General features: G+C 68.4%; 17 protein-coding genes. 14 read left to right on the top strand and 3 right to left on the bottom strand.

The annotated features are described in order from the left end of the window. Nucleotides 1–22 precede the first annotated feature (22 nt). Complete coding sequence (locus HHL15_RS22060) at nucleotides 23–1,900, bottom strand: sensor domain-containing diguanylate cyclase (RefSeq protein ID WP_169147978.1); 1,878 nt, start codon at nucleotides 1,898–1,900, stop codon at nucleotides 23–25. A gap of 217 nt (nucleotides 1,901–2,117) precedes the next feature. On the opposite strand from HHL15_RS22060, the gene gluQRS reads away from it, so the two are divergent. Further along, the gene (gluQRS, locus tag HHL15_RS22065; RefSeq protein WP_235943594.1) at nucleotides 2,118–3,056 is read left to right on the top strand and encodes a tRNA glutamyl-Q(34) synthetase GluQRS; all 939 of its coding nucleotides are present in this window, start codon (nucleotides 2,118–2,120) and stop codon (nucleotides 3,054–3,056) included. A 21-nt stretch (nucleotides 3,057–3,077) separates the two neighbouring features. On the opposite strand, the gene HHL15_RS22070 is transcribed toward gluQRS, so the two are convergent. Next, nucleotides 3,078–4,016, bottom strand: coding sequence for a MerR family transcriptional regulator (locus HHL15_RS22070; RefSeq protein ID WP_169147979.1), 939 nt, complete (start codon nucleotides 4,014–4,016; stop codon nucleotides 3,078–3,080). Nucleotides 4,017–4,101: 85 nt separating this feature from the next. Here HHL15_RS22070 and HHL15_RS22075 point away from each other — a divergent pair, with 85 nt between their 5' ends. The 12 genes from HHL15_RS22075 (at nucleotide 4,102) to HHL15_RS22130 (ending at nucleotide 13,091) form a co-directional block, all read left to right on the top strand. Continuing rightward, nucleotides 4,102–4,302: a hypothetical protein gene (locus HHL15_RS22075; protein ID WP_169147980.1), complete on the top strand. Its 201-nt coding sequence runs from the start codon at nucleotides 4,102–4,104 to the stop codon at nucleotides 4,300–4,302. A gap of 15 nt (nucleotides 4,303–4,317) precedes the next feature. Beyond that, on the top strand, nucleotides 4,318–4,881 hold the full coding sequence (locus HHL15_RS22080) for a glutathione peroxidase (protein WP_169147981.1): 564 nt from the start codon (nucleotides 4,318–4,320) through the stop codon (nucleotides 4,879–4,881). Between the two features lie 31 nt (nucleotides 4,882–4,912). After that, nucleotides 4,913–5,713: a GTP cyclohydrolase FolE2 gene (folE2, locus tag HHL15_RS22085; protein WP_169147982.1), complete on the top strand. Its 801-nt coding sequence runs from the start codon at nucleotides 4,913–4,915 to the stop codon at nucleotides 5,711–5,713. 137 nt (nucleotides 5,714–5,850) lie between these two features. Then, a complete protein-coding gene (locus HHL15_RS22090) occupies nucleotides 5,851–7,191 on the top strand; it encodes an NAD(P)/FAD-dependent oxidoreductase (protein WP_169147983.1) in 1,341 nt (446 codons plus the stop codon). Beyond that, nucleotides 7,191–7,964, top strand: a complete 774-nt coding sequence (locus HHL15_RS22095) for a DUF1365 domain-containing protein (protein WP_206198917.1) — start codon at nucleotides 7,191–7,193, stop codon at nucleotides 7,962–7,964. Before HHL15_RS22090 ends, HHL15_RS22095 begins: the two co-directional genes overlap by 1 nt. After that, nucleotides 7,961–9,181 (top strand): SAM-dependent methyltransferase, encoded by a 1,221-nt coding sequence (locus HHL15_RS22100; RefSeq protein ID WP_169147984.1) that lies wholly within the window; start codon nucleotides 7,961–7,963, stop codon nucleotides 9,179–9,181. Before HHL15_RS22095 ends, HHL15_RS22100 begins: the two co-directional genes overlap by 4 nt. Next, nucleotides 9,174–9,701 (top strand): chalcone isomerase family protein, encoded by a 528-nt coding sequence (locus HHL15_RS22105; protein WP_169147985.1) that lies wholly within the window; start codon nucleotides 9,174–9,176, stop codon nucleotides 9,699–9,701. Before HHL15_RS22100 ends, HHL15_RS22105 begins: the two co-directional genes overlap by 8 nt. Further along, entirely contained in the window at nucleotides 9,698–10,954 is a 1,257-nt protein-coding gene (locus HHL15_RS22110; RefSeq protein ID WP_169147986.1) for an MFS transporter, read from the top strand. The genes HHL15_RS22105 and HHL15_RS22110 overlap by 4 nt, the downstream gene beginning before the upstream one ends. Then, nucleotides 10,951–11,478, top strand: coding sequence for a DUF3833 domain-containing protein (locus HHL15_RS22115; RefSeq protein ID WP_169147987.1), 528 nt, complete (start codon nucleotides 10,951–10,953; stop codon nucleotides 11,476–11,478). Before HHL15_RS22110 ends, HHL15_RS22115 begins: the two co-directional genes overlap by 4 nt. 11 nt (nucleotides 11,479–11,489) lie before the next feature. Continuing rightward, nucleotides 11,490–12,287, top strand: coding sequence for an SDR family NAD(P)-dependent oxidoreductase (locus tag HHL15_RS22120; protein ID WP_206198918.1), 798 nt, complete (start codon nucleotides 11,490–11,492; stop codon nucleotides 12,285–12,287). Beyond that, nucleotides 12,284–12,724, top strand: a complete 441-nt coding sequence (locus HHL15_RS22125; protein WP_169147988.1) for a nuclear transport factor 2 family protein — start codon at nucleotides 12,284–12,286, stop codon at nucleotides 12,722–12,724. Before HHL15_RS22120 ends, HHL15_RS22125 begins: the two co-directional genes overlap by 4 nt. 130 nt (nucleotides 12,725–12,854) lie before the next feature. Then, on the top strand, nucleotides 12,855–13,091 hold the full coding sequence (locus HHL15_RS22130) for a hypothetical protein (RefSeq protein ID WP_169147989.1): 237 nt from the start codon (nucleotides 12,855–12,857) through the stop codon (nucleotides 13,089–13,091). A gap of 33 nt (nucleotides 13,092–13,124) precedes the next feature. On the opposite strand, the gene HHL15_RS22135 is transcribed toward HHL15_RS22130, so the two are convergent. Continuing rightward, nucleotides 13,125–13,529, bottom strand: coding sequence for a hypothetical protein (locus tag HHL15_RS22135; RefSeq protein ID WP_169147990.1), 405 nt, complete (start codon nucleotides 13,527–13,529; stop codon nucleotides 13,125–13,127). Nucleotides 13,530–13,701: 172 nt separating this feature from the next. Here HHL15_RS22135 and HHL15_RS22140 point away from each other — a divergent pair, with 172 nt between their 5' ends. Beyond that, nucleotides 13,702–15,174, top strand: coding sequence for an aminotransferase-like domain-containing protein (locus HHL15_RS22140; protein ID WP_206198919.1), 1,473 nt, complete (start codon nucleotides 13,702–13,704; stop codon nucleotides 15,172–15,174). Nucleotides 15,175–15,223 lie beyond the last annotated feature (49 nt).

Below are 15,223 nucleotides of genomic sequence, written 5' to 3' on the forward strand. Positions count from 1 at the left end.
TAGCGGGAGCCGGGGGGCCGGTTCAGCCTTCGATGCGTTGCCCGCCGCGCCGCTTGGCGCGCTGCATGCGCATGTCGGCCATGTCCAGCAGGCCGGAGGCGGTGTCAGCGTCCTCGGGGAACAGGGCGATGCCCATGCTGGCGCCGAGGGGGGCGCGCGGAAAGGGGCGCTGGATCGGCTCGTGGAGCGCCGAGAGCACCTTTGCGGCGACCTGCTCGGCGTGCTGCATCTGCTCCAGTCCGGGCAGCAGGATCACGAAGGCGTCACCCTCGAGGCGGGCCACGGAGTCGCAGGAACGGACCGCGTGGCGCAGGCGGTCGGCGATCTCCATGAGGACCTGGTCGCCGGTGGAATGGCCGGCCAGGTCATTGATCCGTTTGAAGTCGTCCACGTCGAGGAGGATGACCCCGACCCGCCCGCGGTTGCGGCGGGCATGCGCCATGGCTTGGTTGAGGCGGTCGCTCAGCAGGCGCCGGTTGGGCAGGCCGGTGAGGTGATCGTGGTAGGCCAGGTGGTGGATGCGCTCGGTGTTGCGGATCTGTTCGGTGACGTCGATGGCGGTACCGTGGTAGCCGGCGAAGGCGCCATGGTCGTCCAGCCGCGGGGTGCCGGACAGGTGCAGATGCAGCGGCGGGCGCATGCCGTCAGGAACCGTTACGCGGAGATCCCGGAAGCCCTCCCGGCCCTCGAAGATCTCCCGCAATTGTGCGCTGCTCAGGCCGGGGCTGTGATCGCTGCGGGGAAACTGCCACCAGGTACGCCCCACGTTGCGGCACAGGCGCTCGTCGCCTCCCGTCCGGTGATGGACGATGTGCATCAGGCGGTGCTCGCAGTCGGTCTGCCAGTACCAGTCGGAGCCTTGCTCGATGAGCTTGCGCAGCTGATTGTGCGCCAGTGCATCGCGGGCGTCTTCGCGGATGCGGTTGGAGATGTCGGCGGCGACCCAGATCGCCTGCACCGGGGAGGTGCCGGCGGCAACCCGGCGGCCCGAGATCTCGGCCCAGAAGTCGCTGCCGTCATGGCGCCGCAGGCGGGTGACGCCCTGGTACACGGTGCCGCGGCCGAAGGCTTCCAGAGCGGCCCGCGCATGGCGCTGCCACTCTTCCGGGTCGGCGAAGCAGTGGCGCAGGCTGCTGTGCCTGGCCTCGTGGCGGGGCAGGCGCATGACTTCGCTGAAGCGGCGGTTCCAGCGCTGGATGCGATGCCCATGGGTCAGCACGATGGCTTCACGGGCGTTGTCCAGCATCAGCTGCTGGGTCAGGAGCTGCGCGGCACCGCTGGTGCGTCGGCGCACGACGCGGCGGTGGGTGGAGTGCAGCAGGCTGTTGAGTGCCAGGGCGAACAGCACGAACAGGCCGAGCAGCAGGCTGGCATGGGGCAGTGCCGGCGGCGGGTCGGCCAGGGTCTGGATGAACAGGGGGAGCAGGGTTGCCGTGATGAACACGGCGAAGGCCGTTCGGCTGCCGGAAAGGGTGCTGGCGCCGGCAAGCGTGACTCCGCCCAGTACGGCGTACTGGGTGGCCAGGGCCAGGGCCGGGGCGTCGGCAGGGAGCACCAGGGGCAGGGTGCCCCAGGCCCCACCGCCGATCAGTGCGCTGGCCGCCGAGAAGTAGTGGCGCAGCAGCGGGTCGTGCTGGGTGGTCGAGCCCTGCCACCAGGCGGGCGGCTGGGCCATCGTGAGGAGCACCGCCTGGCTGGTGGTGAGGGCCACCCACCAGATGGCCAGGGCCGTCCCGGCCTCCACCTGGCTGGAGATCACCAGAACGCAGAGCAGGCCGGTCAACTGGCCCGTGCCGTGCAGGCGCAAGGCGTGCGACAGCGCGGACGGGGAGGCCCGGCGCCTGGCGGAGTGTGCTGACCTCGTGTCCTGGCGGAAGAGGGATAGGCTGCCAAATTTCATGCGAAATGCGTCGGGACGACGGCTGGATGCGTGAGACGTCGGTGGTGGTGTGCCCGTTTCGCGGCAGCGGCTTCGCTGCGACAATCGAACCCTCGATCAATTCGAGTGCGGGATTATCCCGGCGGGACGATGGGGGCGGAATATGCCGAAAGTTATAATTGTAAATTCTTTTTGCATAAGCCTATGATTTTTAAAATATTGTGTCGTTTGTAAAAAGATGAAAGAAGTGCAGGATTCTCATCCCGAAGTCATGCTCGGGCAGGTTGTCGGGCGTTTTGCCCCGTCGCCCAGCGGCCCCTTGCACTTCGGGTCCCTGGTGGCAGCGCTCGGCAGTTGCCTGTCGGCGCGCAGTCAGGGTGGGCGGTGGCTGCTGCGGATCGAGGATGTGGATGTACCGCGTTCCGTGCCGGGCGCGGCGGACGGGATCCTGCAAACCCTGGAGCGTTTCGGGTTTGAATGGGATGGGCCGGTGGTGTGGCAGAGCCGGCGCACGGCGGATTACCGCGAAGCCTTTGAGCGCCTCCAGGCGGCCGGCCATCTTTTTCCCTGCGCCTGTACGCGCAAGGAGATGGCTGATTCGGCGTTGGCGCGGGACGGGACGCGGCGTTACCCCGGCACCTGCCGCAACGGCCTGGCGCCCGGGCGATCGGCGCGGGCGTGGCGCCTGCGGGTGCCACCTGGCGAGGTGACCTTCGACGACGCGCTGCAAGGCCGGGTGGTGGAGGATGTTCTGGCGGACGTGGGCGACTTCGTCCTGCTCAGGGCCGATGGCTTGTTCGCCTACCAGCTGGCGGTGGTGGTGGATGACGCCGAGGCTGGTGTCTCCGAGGTGGTGCGGGGGGCCGACCTGCTGGACTCGACGCCCCGCCAGATCCTGCTGCAGCGCCTGCTCGGCCTGCCGCAGCCCGCCTATGCGCACTTGCCGGTGGCTGCCAATGCGGCCGGAGAGAAGCTCTCCAAGCAGACCCTCGCCCGGGCCGTGGACGGGATGACCCCGGCTGTGCTCCTGGTGGAGGTGCTGGACTTCCTGGGGCAGATGCCGCCTGCCGGGCTGGCCGACTCCGGATTGCTGGCGGTGTGGGCATGGAGCCTGGCCAACTGGGCCCCGGCCCGCGTGCCCCGGCTGCGCCTGGCGCTGGCGCCGGCTGATGTCTGAGCCCGGTGGCTCAGGTCCGGTTCAGGCCTGAGCTTCGGCCGGGTGGCCCTCCCGCCAGGTCCGCAGGGCCTCGGGCAGTTCGTCGATCGAATCGAACAGGCGGACGTCCGTCAGCTTGCGGGCGATGCCCTGGAGGCCCGTACCGCCCGCCCACAGAGCGGTTTCCGGCGGGAGCCCCTCGCGCAGGCTGCGCAGGCCGTCGAGGGCCTGGCGGGCAGGGAAGGCTGAGCTGAACGAAAGCGCCACAATGTCGAAGCGGCCGGCCTGTGCCGCATTCCGGATATCGTCCAGGGGCGTCTGGGTGCCGAGGGAAATACAACAGGCACCCTCTGGCACCATCATGGCCTCGGCCATCAGCAACCCCAGTGCGTGCTGCTCGTCGGGGAAGGTGGTCAGCAGCACCCGCGGGCACCCCTCGCTGGCTGCCGCCTGACTGCTGATTGCAGCACGGAGCAGGTTCTGCACCTGCTCCGTATACAAGTGCTCTTCGGGCACCTCCAGCTCACCGCGCAGCCAGGCGTCCCCCACCAGCAGGTTGAGGGGCGCCAGCACCTCCCCGACAAAGCGCTGCAGGCCGAGCTTCATGAGCAGCTGCTGCAGGCTGCGGCGCAGGTCTTCATGCAGATGCAGGCGCACGAATTTCAGGATCGCCTCGAATTGGGCGCTGCGTGCCGGGTCGCCCGAGGGAGGTGTCGCCGCCAGCCCGCCAAGGAGCTCGGACAGGGCTGCCGGGTCCAGGCCGATGAGTTTGGCCGGGCGCAGCCCCTGGTCGATCAGGCGCCGGATCAGCCGCAGCTTGTCGACCTGATCGGCGGGATAGACCCGCTCACCATTGTTGTCGCGGGCCGGAGAGGGGAAGCCGTAGCGCCGCTCCCAGACACGCAGGGTGTCCTTGGCCAGGCCGGTGTCGCGCTCCACTGCGGCGATCGGGAGGCCGGGCGGCGGGGAAGAAGTGTTCATATTTTGTCCTGGACAAAATGTTGACATGCGTGAGATTTGATCCTAGTGTAGAGGCATGATCAATCATTGTCCAGGACAAACGGCCATGAATACAGGTGATGTCAATCCTCTTCGCGGATGGCTGACTGCAGGCTTTCTCCTGCTCTCCGCTGCCGGCGGGCTGCTGGCCCTGTCCAGCTTTCCGGCGCCGGCCGAGGGGCTTGATGCGGTTGAACGCTCGACGTTGTTTGTCCTGGACGAGGATCTGGATGTGAAGATCTTTGTCCACCAGAACCGTCCTGTCTGATTCTGGAGATTCACCATGCGATTCCTCTGCCACTGGGCTGCGGCCCTGATCCTTTTTCCCGTCGCCGGTATTGCCACGGCTGCGGACGAGGCCTGCCCGGCGCTGCTCGATCATCGCTTCCCGCGCCTGCAGGACGACCAGCCCCAGAACCTCTGCCAGTACCGGGGCAAGGTTGTGCTGGTGGTCAATACCGCCAGCTACTGCGGCTTCACCGGGCAGTACGACGGCCTGGAGAAGATGTATGCCCGCTACAAGGACCAGGGCTTGGTGGTGGTGGGCTTTCCCTCCAATGACTTCGGCAGCCAGGAGCCGGGCAGCAACAAGGAGATCGCCGAGTTCTGCCGCCTGACCTATGGCGTCAAGTTCCCGATGCTGGCCAAGACCGACGTGGTCGGGTCCGGGACCAATCCCTTGTACAAGCAGCTGGCCTCGCTCACCGGTGAGCGGCCGAAGTGGAATTTCCACAAATACCTGATCGACCGTAGTGGTCAGAAGGTCTTGAGCTTCCCCAGTACCACGGCACCCGACAGCCGCAGCCTAGTGACTGCGGTCGAGAAGGCCCTGGCCGCCCGTCCCTGAGCCCATCCCCCTTACCGAGGAGCGCCTGCCCGTGAATGCACCCGAGAAATTCCACCTGCCCGACATCCAGTCCTCGGCCGACCTCCGCCAGCTTGCCATCCAGCGGGTTGGCGTACGCGGCCTGCGCTATCCCTTGCGCATCCTTGATCGGCAGGGGGAGGTCCGGCACACCGTGGCGACCCTGGAGATGACGGTCTTCCTGCCGCCGGACGTGAAGGGCACCCACATGTCGCGCTTCGTGGAAGTCCTCGAAAGCGAACGCGAGGCCCTGGATCTGGCCGGGGTGCGCAGCATGTTCCGCGATACCTTGCGGCGTCTCGACGCCCCTGCCGGGCGCATCGAAATGCGCTTTCCGTATTTCGTGCGCAAGCAGGCTCCGGTGTCGGGTGTCGAAAGCCTGCTCGACCTGGATGCCGCCGTCTGCGTGGAGCAGGCGGAAGGTCAGGCGCCGACGCTGACCCTCAAGGTGGTGGTGCCGGTGACCAGCCTGTGCCCCTGCTCGAAGAAGATCTCCGATTACGGCGCCCACAACCAGCGCTCCCACCTGACCCTCACCGCCACCCTGCGCGACGACATGAGCCTGGAGGAACTGGTCCGCATCGCCGAGGAGGAGGCCTCCTGCGAGGTCTTCGGCCTGCTCAAGCGGCCGGACGAGAAGTGGGTGACCGAGCGCGCCTACGACAACCCGAAGTTCGTCGAGGACCTCGTCCGTGACGTGGCCCTGCGCCTGCGGGCCGAGCCACGGATTGCCGGCTGGACCGTGGAGTCCGAGAACTTCGAGTCCATCCACAACCACTCCGCCTATGCCCTGATCGAGGGGCGTAATGCCTGATCACGCCCGGAAGGAAGCCATCATGGACATCGATAGTCTGATCCTGCGCAAGCGCCTTTCCCCCTCTTTCCGGAAGTGGGTGGCCGTCCGTGCCCGTCGCCTGGCGCTGCGGCGCCGGGTGGCTTGAGGAGAGCGCCATGGACCGGGCTCCCCTGGGCAATTTCGTTCCGCGCCGTCCTGGCGCCCGGCGTATCGCCGTGATCGGCTCCGGCATCGCCGGCCTGGCCAGCGCCTGGCTGCTTAGCCGGGAGCACGACGTGGTGCTGTTCGAGGCCGGCGACTACCTGGGTGGCCACACGCACACCGTGGATGTGCAAGTCGAAGGCCGCCGCTTTCCGGTGGACACCGGCTTCCTGGTCTTCAACCGGCGCACCTATCCGAACCTGTGCGCCCTCTTCAGCCTGCTCGGGGTGGAGTCCGTCGAGAGCGAGATGTCTTTCGGCGTGAGTCTGGCCACCCCCGACCTGGAATGGGCGGGCAGCGACCTGGGCAGTCTCTTTGCCCAGCGCAGCAATCTCGTGAAGGGAGCCTTCTGGGGCATGCTGGCCGACATCCGGCGCTTCAACCGCGACACCACCCGGATGGCCCTCGGCGGCGAGACGCCCGACATCGCCCTGGGTGACTACCTGGCCCAGCAACGTTACGGCGAGGCCTTCCGCGACTGGTACCTGATCCCGATGGCGGCGGCGATCTGGAGCTGCCCGACGCACAGCATGATGGCCTACCCGCTGGCCACCTTCGTGCGCTTCTGCCACAACCACGGCCTGCTGCAGATCTTCGACCGGCCGCGCTGGTACACCGTGAAGCACGGTGCGCGCAGCTATGTGGACATCTTGAGCGCCGCCATCGGCGAGATCCGCCTGAACACGCCGGTGTTGCAGGTGCAGCGGGAGGAGGGCGTCGGGGTGCTGCTGCGGACTCCGGCCGGCCAGGAGCGCTTCGACGAGGTGATCTTCGCCTGCCACTCCGACCAGACCCTGGCGCTGCTGGGCGATGGCGCCACGCAGGAAGAGCGGGCGGTGCTCGGCGCGGTGCGTTACCAGCGCAACGATGCCTGGCTGCATACCGATCCATGCCTGCTGCCGCGCCGTCGCGGCGTGTGGTCGGCCTGGAACTACTTCTCGGGGCACGGCCTGCCCGGTGAGCGCCCGGTGTCGGTGTCCTACCTCATCAACCGCCTGCAGCCGCTGCCGGTCGAGACGCCCGTGGTGGTCAGCCTCAACCCCTTCGACGAGCCGTCGCCGCAGCATGTGATCGGGCGCTACGACTACGCCCATCCGGTCTTCGACCAGCGGGCGATCGCTGCCCAGGCCCGCCTGCCCGCACTGCAGGGGCGCAAGCACAGCTGGTTCGCCGGGGCGTGGACGGGCTATGGCTTTCATGAGGACGGCCTCAAATCCGGGCTGGCCGTGGCCGCCGCCCTGGGCGTCCAGGCACCCTGGCAGGGCCGGGCGTGCGCGCTGGCGGAGCCGGTCTGATGAGCCAGGCGCGCTTTGAGCCGGTGGTCTGCATAGGCGCCGTGATGCACGAGCGGACATGGCCGACGCACAACCGCTTCATCTATCCCCTGGCCACCCTGCGCATCCCCCTGAGCCGCCTCGAGCAGCTTAATGTGCCCCTGCTCGGGGTGGACCGGCCCAACCTGTTCTCCCTGCGCAGCCGCGATCACGGCGCGCGGGACGGCTCGCCGCTGCTGCCATGGATCCGCGGGCTGCTGCACGAGCACGGGCTGGCCGAGGCGGATGGCGAGGTCGTGCTGCAGACCATGCCGCGCATGTTCGCTTACCTCTTCAACCCGGTCAGCCTGTGGTTCTGCCACGACCGCGACGGCCGCCTGAGGGCGGTGCTGGCCGAGGTCAACAACACCTTCGGCGAGCGCCACAACTATCTTGTCGCCCACCCCGACCACCGCCCCATCCTGCCGGGTGACGAGTTGCGGGCCAGTAAGGTCTTCCATGTGTCGCCCTTCTTCCCGGTGCGTGGCGAGTACCGCTTCCGCTTCGCCCGCCAGGGCGGGGTGGTGAGCACCGCCATCGACTATTGGGAAGGCGGGCGCTGCCAGCTCGCCACCCGCCTGTCGGGCCACGAACAGCCGCTCACCGGACGTGCCCTGGCCGCCTGGCTGGTGCGCCTGCCTCTGATGACCTTCGGCGTCGTTGCCCGCATCCACTGGCAAGCCCTGCGCCTGGCCCTGCGCCGCGTGCCCTTCCATCGCAAACCCCTGCCCCCCACCGAGGAGATTTCTTCATGAACCAGCTTGATCAGCCCTTTGTCGGCTCGGCCGCCGGCCAGGCTGCCCGGCTGCGCCGCGGAACCCGCCTTGTGCTGGGCCTGCTGGACAGCATTGAGGGCGGCGCCATCGACGTGCATCTGCCCGGCGGCCTGATCCGGCGGGTCGGGCATGGCCCCGGTGGCCTGCATCTGCAGGTGGGTGACGAGGCCTTGTTCGACGAGGTGCTGGCCAAGGGCGACATCGGCTTCGCCGAGTCGTGGATGGCCGGCGACTGGCACACCAATGATCTGGCGGCACTTCTGACCCTCCTGGCCCGCAACCGGGATCGCGTGCAGTCGGCCATCCACGGGCGCGCCTGGCGCCTGATCGGGCATCGCCTGACCCACCTGTTGCGCGCCAACACCCGCGCAGGATCGCGGCGCAACATCAGCGCCCACTACGATCTGGGCAATCCCTTCTATCGCCTGTGGCTGGACCCGACGATGACTTACTCCAGCGCGCTTGGCGTCACCGCGGGCGAGCCGCTGGAGGCGGCCCAGCAGCGCAAGTACCGGCGCATCCTCGAGCAGCTTGGAGCGCGGCCGGGGCAGCTGATCCTGGAGATCGGCTGCGGCTGGGGCGGCTTCGCCGAGATGGCGACGACCGAGTTCGGCTGCCGGGTGCTGGGGCTCACCTTGTCCACCGAACAGCTGGCCTGGGCTCGCGCCCGCGCCGAGCGGGGCGGTTGGGCCGACCGGGCGGATTTCGAACTGTGTGATTACCGGGATGTGCGGGGCAGCTACGATCACATCGTCTCCATCGAAATGCTGGAGGCGGTGGGAGAGCGTTTCTGGCCCACCTATTTTGCCCAGCTGCATGACCGGCTCAAGCCGGGCGGGCATGCGCTGATCCAGACCATCACCATCGCCGACAGCCTGTTTGCCTCCTACCGCAAGGGGACGGACTTCATCCAGCGCTACATCTTTCCCGGCGGCATGCTGCCCAGCCCCCTCGTCCTGCGTTACCACGCGGTGCAGGCCGGCCTGGCCGTCACCTCCGATCTGGCCTTCGGCGAGGACTACGCCAACACCCTGGTGCGCTGGCACCAGGCCTTCGAGGCCGAGCTCCCCCAGGTGCGGGCTCTCGGTTACGACGAGCGCTTTGTGCGCCTGTGGCGTTTCTACCTGGCCTACTGCGAGGCCGGCTTCCGTGCCGGCAGCGTGGATGTGCACCAGTTCCGCCTGAGCCATGCCTGAGCTGCGGCGGGCCGTCCTGGTGCTGCTGTGGTTGTTTGCGTCAGCCGCATCGGCGGCGTTGCCCGAGCCGGTGCGGGCCTTGGCGCCGGGCTGGCGCCTGCTGGGCAGCGGCGAGGCCCGCTTCATCGGCCTGCGCCTGTACGACGCCAGCCTGTGGGTGAGCGGGCCGGAGTGGAGCGACAGCCGGCCCTATGCGCTGGTCCTGACCTACGCCAGGGGCTTCAGCCGGTCTATGCTGGTGACCACCAGCCTCGACGAGATGCGTCGCCTGGGCAGCGGGGACGAGGCCGCGCTGCTGCGCTGGAAGGCCGACCTGGAGCGGGTCTTCCCTGATGTCGCCGAAGGGGAGACCATCGTCGGGGTGAGCCTGCCCGGGCGCGGTGCGGCCTTCTACCACCAGGGGCGGCTGGTCGGGGAGGTCGCCGATCCGGTCTTTGCCCATACCTTCTTCGCCATCTGGCTCGATCGCCGCACCCGCGTGCCGGCCCTGCGCGCCCGCCTGTTCGGGCAGCCTTCATGAGCGCCGGTGCCCTGCAGGCCGGGCTGGGCTGGCGCTATGGCCTGCTCGGTCTGCCACTGGCCTTCGCGGCCCTGCCGATCTACGTGCATGTGCCTCACCTCTATGCGGCGGAGATGGGGCTGAGCCTGTCTCTGGTGGGGACCATCCTGCTGGCCACCCGGGTCGCCGATGCCCTTGCTGATCCGCTGATCGGCTGGTTTTCGGACCGGAGGGCGTCACGTCGCGGGCTGATCGCCCTGGCCCTGCTGCCACTGGCCCTGGGGCTGGCGGGGCTGTTGGTGCCACCTGCCGGCGCCGGTGCGTTGTGGCTGGCCGGCGGCCTGGTGCTGGTGAGCGTCGGCTATTCCCTGGCGACAATCAACCACGCCGCCTGGGGGGCGGAGCTGGGGCGCGATGACGACGGACGCACCCGCCTGGTGGCGAGCCGGGAGGGCTTCGGGCTGCTCGGCGTGATGCTCGCCTCAGCACTGCCGGCCCTGCTGGCGAGCAGTCTTCCGGAGGGGCTCGCGCGCATGGCGGTGGTGTTCATTGCCCTGCTGGGGCTGGTCGCCCTCGTCAGCCTGCCGGGGCTACCAGCCGGACTGCGTCCGCCACCCGTGGCCGAAAGGCCCTGGGCCGGCCTGCGCCTGGCCCTGTCCGAGCGGCCCTTTGCGGCCCTGCTCGGCGTGTTTGCAGTGAATGGGGTGGCGGCCGCGATCCCGGCCTCCACCGTGCTGTTCTTCGTGGCCGACGTGGTGCAGCGGGAAGATCTGTCCGGGCTGTTTCTGGCGCTCTACTTCGTGGCGGGGGCGGCCGGCCTGCCCCTGTGGGTGCGCCTGGCCAGTCGCATCGGCAAACCGCTGGCCTGGCTTGCCGGCATGGGGCTGGCCATGGCCGTGTTCGCCTGGGCAGGCAGCCTGGGAGCTGGCGATGCATGGGCCTTCGGCCTGATCTGCGTGCTGTCCGGACTGGCGCTGGGAGCCGACCTGGCCCTGCCCTCGGCGATCCTGGCCGACCAGCTGGCGCGCATCCGCTCGCCGCGGGCCGGCGCCTGCTTCGGCTGCTGGGCCTTTGTTGCCAAGGCCAGCCTGGCGCTGGCCGCGGGTCTGGCTTTGCCGGTGCTCGATGCCCTGGGCTATTCACCGGGGCTGCGCGAGCCTCAGGCTGTGGCCGCCCTTGCTGCTGTCTATGGGGGGCTGCCCCTTGTTCTCAAGATACTGGCTGCCGGCCTGTTGTGGCGCTGGCGGAAAATCCTCGATGGGAGGGATGCATGACAAAGATGATGATGGCGCTGGCCGGCCTGCTTGGCCTGGCCGGCTGTGCCTCGGTGGACCCGCTGGAATATGCCGCCGAGACGCCGCAACTGGAGCTGCCCCGCTACTTCAACGGCACCCTGGACGCCCACGGCATGTTCCAGGACCGCTCGGGCAAGGTGGTCAAGCGTTTCCACGTGGAGATCGCGGCCAGCTGGAAAGGCGAGACAGGCACCCTGGATGAGCGCTTCACCTATTCGGATGGCTCGACCCAGCGCCGGGTGTGGACCCTGACCCGGGTCGATGCCCACCACTACACCGGCCGCGCCGACGATGTGGTCGGCGAGGCCCGCGGCGAAGCGCGGGGCAATGCGCTACGCTGGACATACGTGCTGGCACTTCCGGTGGACGGCAAGGTCTACAACGTGGATTTCGACGACTGGATGTTCCTGATGGATGACCGGACCATGCTCAACCGTTCTGTGATGAGCAAGTTCGGTGTCCGCCTCGGCGAAGTCACCCTCAGCTTCCGCAAGCGCGACTAGGGAATCGCCCCATGGCTGGCCTGCTGCCCCTGTTCCGCCCCCTCAACACGCCGATCACCGACTGGCGGGATCGGCGTGTCTGGATCGTCGGTGCGTCCAGCGGCATCGGCGCAGCCCTGGCCGCCGACCTGGATGCCCGGGGGGCCCGCCTGGTGCTGTCGGCCCGCAGCGCGGACCGCCTGCGCCAGCAGGCTGAGGGCTTCCGGGATGCGCTGGCCTTGCCTCTCGACGTGACCGATGCAGGGGCCTTCATCCCCGCGATGATGCAGATTCTCGACACCTGGGGCGGGGTGGACCTGGTGATTCTCAACGCAGGGACTTATTCACCCCTGCGCGCCTGGGAGCTGACCATCGACAATGCGCGCCAGACGGTGCATACCAACCTGCTCGGGGTCATGGACGGCGTGGCAGCGGTGGTGCCGCAGCTGTTGCGCCAGGGCCACGGGGCGGTGGCCGTGGTGGCCAGCGTGGCCGGCTACCGGGGTCTGCCCCGGGCGATGGCCTACGGGCCGAGCAAGGCGGCCCTGATCAACTTCGCCGAAACCCTCTACCTGGATCTGGCGCCCCGCGGAGTGTCCGTCTTCCTGATCAATCCGGGCTTCGTGGCCACCCCGCTGACCGCCCGCAATGACTTCGAGATGCCGGCGCTGATCTCTGCCGAGGAGGCGGCCCGCCGGATCATCGGCGGCTTCGCCTCCGGTTGCTTCGAGATCCACTTCCCGCGGCGCTTCACCGGCTTCCTGAAAATTCTCCGCCTGCTGCCGGATCGCCTGTATTTCCACCTGATCTCCCGGAGGACCGGGCTGTGAGGAGCACCCTGGAGGCGGTGGCAGACCTGATCCGGTTCTACGAAGGCCTCTCGCCCGCCAGCCTGGCCGAGATCAGCCGGATCTACGCGGCAGAGGCTGCCTTCAAGGACCCCTTCAACGAGGTGCGCGGTGTGGCGGCGATCGAGCGGGTCTTCCGGCACATGTACACGCAGGTGCATGAGCCGCGCTTCCGCGTGGTGTCGCATCTGGCGGAGCAGGGCGAGGCCTGGCTGGCCTGGGAGTTCCGCTTCCGCTTCCGGGGTTGGCGGAGCGGTGAGATACAGCTCGTGAGGGGCGCCACCCATCTGCGCTTTGCGCCGGACGGGCAGGTGCTGGCGCATCGGGACTACTGGGACAGCGGTGAGGAGCTCTTCGCCAAGCTGCCCGTGTTGGGTAGTCTGATCGGCTGGCTCAGGCGCCGCCTGGCGGCAGGATGAGTCCGGAATGTCATTGTGCTGCGGCGCAATAATGTTTAACGCCGCGATTTTGCCAAATCTCTAGAATTCGTTCCGCGAACCGGGCGGCATGTCGTGCCCCCGAATCGCCAAACGACAGGAGATTCAAGCAATGCAGGCCCATGGTGATTTCGTTTTCAAGCCCTACGCGGTGCCGCGCCCCGGCATCGAACCCAAGTGGGACGGCTGTTACGATCTGTTCGCCCGCGATGGCAATCCGCTGCGCCGGTCGATCCGGGTTCCGTCCCCCGAAGGCTTCGATGACCCCGAACTGGCCTGTGTCGCAGCGGAGATTCTCGCGGAATGGGACATCCGTGACGGCTACGGGGTGGCCCGCGCCGGCAACTGAGCCGTGCATGGCGGGGCTGTTGTCAGCTCCGCCCTAATCATGGGCATCGGGCTGAGCCAGACGTAGCCGCAGGGCCCGGGCGGTGGCGGCCAGCAGCCGGTTCTCCAGCCGGCGCAGTCCGCGCAGGCGGGCCAGCACCGCGTCCAGGGGAGTGTCCCCCGAGCCCGGTGGCGCAATCAGGCGTACCAGGCCGTCTGCCTGGCAATCATCTTGGTGACCCTCCGCCCGTGACAGGCGGATCCAGCCCGCCCTCTCCACCCAGTGTCCGCAGCCTTCACGCACGCAGCTGCGGGGGGCCAGCAAGTGTTCCCCGATCCAGTGAGGCGGGCCTTCCACCAGGATCTCGGCGCCCTCGGCCAGCAGCAGGGTGCCCGCCTCGACCCGGGTCAGGTGCAGGGCGCCGGGGGCCAGGCGCAGGATTTCGTCGGTGGCTTGCATGTCGATTCTCCGGAGTTGCGATGTGCTCAGGCTACGGATTCGCAGGCGGTGGCGGCAGGCACAGCCACAGGCTTTCTGTATCGGTGCAGCGGCCTTTTTTGAACGCTGTTATGGTGTGCTTTTGCCCTGTCTGTACCTGTGGCCGCTTGTCGGCTTCGGGGATGATTCCGCGATGGACACCGAGCGCACCGCAACCCTTCTCTATGCCCGCCTGGCGGGCCATTACCGTCAGGCCATCCAGTCCGGCGTGTTGACGCCGGGCACGCGCATGCCCTCGGTGCGTACCCTGGTGCGGCAGCACGGAGTCAGCCTGTCCACCGCCCTGCAGGCCTGCCGCACGCTGGAGGACGAGGGCCTGCTGGAGGCACGACCGCGCTCCGGTTATTTCGTGCAGCGGCCGCGCCGGGCCGCCTTCCGGCCGGTGAGCGAGCCGGATCCACGCAGCTTTGCGCAGGTGTCCGTGCAGGCACCTGATCCGGCAGCCTTCACAGGCATTCACGACCGGGTCTCGGACTTCGTCACCAAGTGCGAGCGCTTTCCGGTGAAGACCAACCTGGCCCTGGCCTTCGGCGCGCCGGAGGCCTATCCCCGCGATGCGCTGCGGGCCGCGGCGCAGCGGGCCCTGCGGCGGCATCCCGAGGTGCTGGTCAGCCCGGTGCCGCCCCAGGGGGATCCCGGCTTCCGGGCCGTGCTGGCGCGGCGGGCCCTGGCGTCGGGCATGAGCCTGACGCCCGAGGAGATCCTGGTGACCCACGGCTGCACCGAGGCGATCAACCTGGCCCTGCGCGCCGTGACCCGGCCGGGCGATCTGGTTGCTGTCGAGTCGCCCACCTACTTCGGCCTGCTCCAGGTCATCGAGAGCCTGGGCCTGCGGACCCTGGAGATTCCCACCAGCCCGAGCCGGGGCATTTCGGTCGAGGCCCTCGAACTGGCCTTTCGCAGCCACGAGCGGGTTGCCGCGGTGGTGGTCATCCCCAACTTCCAGAACCCCCTGGGCTGCGTCATGCCCGATGAGGAAAAGCAGCGCCTGGTGACCCTCTGCGAGGCCCATGGCGTGCCCCTGGTGGAGGACGACATCTACGGCGCCCTGAGCGACGATGCCCAGCCGCTGAAGTGCTGCAAGGCCTGGGATCGCAGCGGCAACGTGATCCACTGCGGATCCTTCCACAAGACCCTCGCGCCGGGCATGCGGGTCGGCTGGATGACCGGCGGGCGCTGGCAGGACCGTATCCGCATGCTCAAGCATGCCCAGAGCCGGCCCAACGATGCGCTGGCCCAGCTGACCCTGGGCGAGTTCATGGGCAGCCATGCCTTCGACCGCCACCTGGCCCGCCTGCGGGCGCAACTGCGGGTGCAGCGGGAGCGTACGGCCGAGACCATCGCCGCCCACTTTCCGGCTGGCACCTGCCTCAACATGCCGGGCGGTGGCATGTTGCTGTGGGTCGAACTGCCCGAGGGGTGTTCGTCCCGGCGCATCTTCGAGGCTGCCCTGCGAGAAGGCATCCGGGTGGCCCCGGGGGCGCTGTTCTCCAACTCGGACCGCTTCGACCGTTTTCTGCGGGTCAGCTGCGGCTATCCCCACTCGGAGCAGATCGACGCAGCCCTGGTGCGATTGTCCGCGATCGTGGCCGCCGACCCGGGCTGAGTGCGCCGCAGGCCGGCCCAGTACCCATCCCGGGATGTTCCGTTAGCAC

Origin of the sequence: Zoogloea dura (assembly GCF_012927165.1) — a bacterium.
Classification (GTDB): domain Bacteria; phylum Pseudomonadota; class Gammaproteobacteria; order Burkholderiales; family Rhodocyclaceae; genus Zoogloea; species Zoogloea dura.

Excerpts from the sequence above, each read along its gene's own strand:
- HHL15_RS22060 (WP_169147978.1), bottom strand. The coding sequence starts at position 1,900 with ATGAAATTTGGCAGCCTATCCCTCTTCCGCCAGGACACGAGGTCAGCA.
- gluQRS (WP_235943594.1), top strand. The coding sequence starts at position 2,118 with ATGAAAGAAGTGCAGGATTCTCATCCCGAAGTCATGCTCGGGCAGGTT.
- HHL15_RS22070 (WP_169147979.1), bottom strand. The coding sequence starts at position 4,016 with ATGAACACTTCTTCCCCGCCGCCCGGCCTCCCGATCGCCGCAGTGGAG.
- HHL15_RS22075 (WP_169147980.1), top strand. The coding sequence starts at position 4,102 with ATGAATACAGGTGATGTCAATCCTCTTCGCGGATGGCTGACTGCAGGC.
- HHL15_RS22080 (WP_169147981.1), top strand. The coding sequence starts at position 4,318 with ATGCGATTCCTCTGCCACTGGGCTGCGGCCCTGATCCTTTTTCCCGTC.
- HHL15_RS22090 (WP_169147983.1), top strand. The coding sequence starts at position 5,851 with ATGGACCGGGCTCCCCTGGGCAATTTCGTTCCGCGCCGTCCTGGCGCC.
- HHL15_RS22095 (WP_206198917.1), top strand. The coding sequence starts at position 7,191 with ATGAGCCAGGCGCGCTTTGAGCCGGTGGTCTGCATAGGCGCCGTGATG.
- HHL15_RS22100 (WP_169147984.1), top strand. The coding sequence starts at position 7,961 with ATGAACCAGCTTGATCAGCCCTTTGTCGGCTCGGCCGCCGGCCAGGCT.
- HHL15_RS22105 (WP_169147985.1), top strand. The coding sequence starts at position 9,174 with ATGCCTGAGCTGCGGCGGGCCGTCCTGGTGCTGCTGTGGTTGTTTGCG.
- HHL15_RS22110 (WP_169147986.1), top strand. The coding sequence starts at position 9,698 with ATGAGCGCCGGTGCCCTGCAGGCCGGGCTGGGCTGGCGCTATGGCCTG.
- HHL15_RS22115 (WP_169147987.1), top strand. The coding sequence starts at position 10,951 with ATGACAAAGATGATGATGGCGCTGGCCGGCCTGCTTGGCCTGGCCGGC.
- HHL15_RS22120 (WP_206198918.1), top strand. The coding sequence starts at position 11,490 with ATGGCTGGCCTGCTGCCCCTGTTCCGCCCCCTCAACACGCCGATCACC.
- HHL15_RS22130 (WP_169147989.1), top strand. The coding sequence starts at position 12,855 with ATGCAGGCCCATGGTGATTTCGTTTTCAAGCCCTACGCGGTGCCGCGC.
- HHL15_RS22135 (WP_169147990.1), bottom strand. The coding sequence starts at position 13,529 with ATGCAAGCCACCGACGAAATCCTGCGCCTGGCCCCCGGCGCCCTGCAC.
- HHL15_RS22140 (WP_206198919.1), top strand. The coding sequence starts at position 13,702 with ATGGACACCGAGCGCACCGCAACCCTTCTCTATGCCCGCCTGGCGGGC.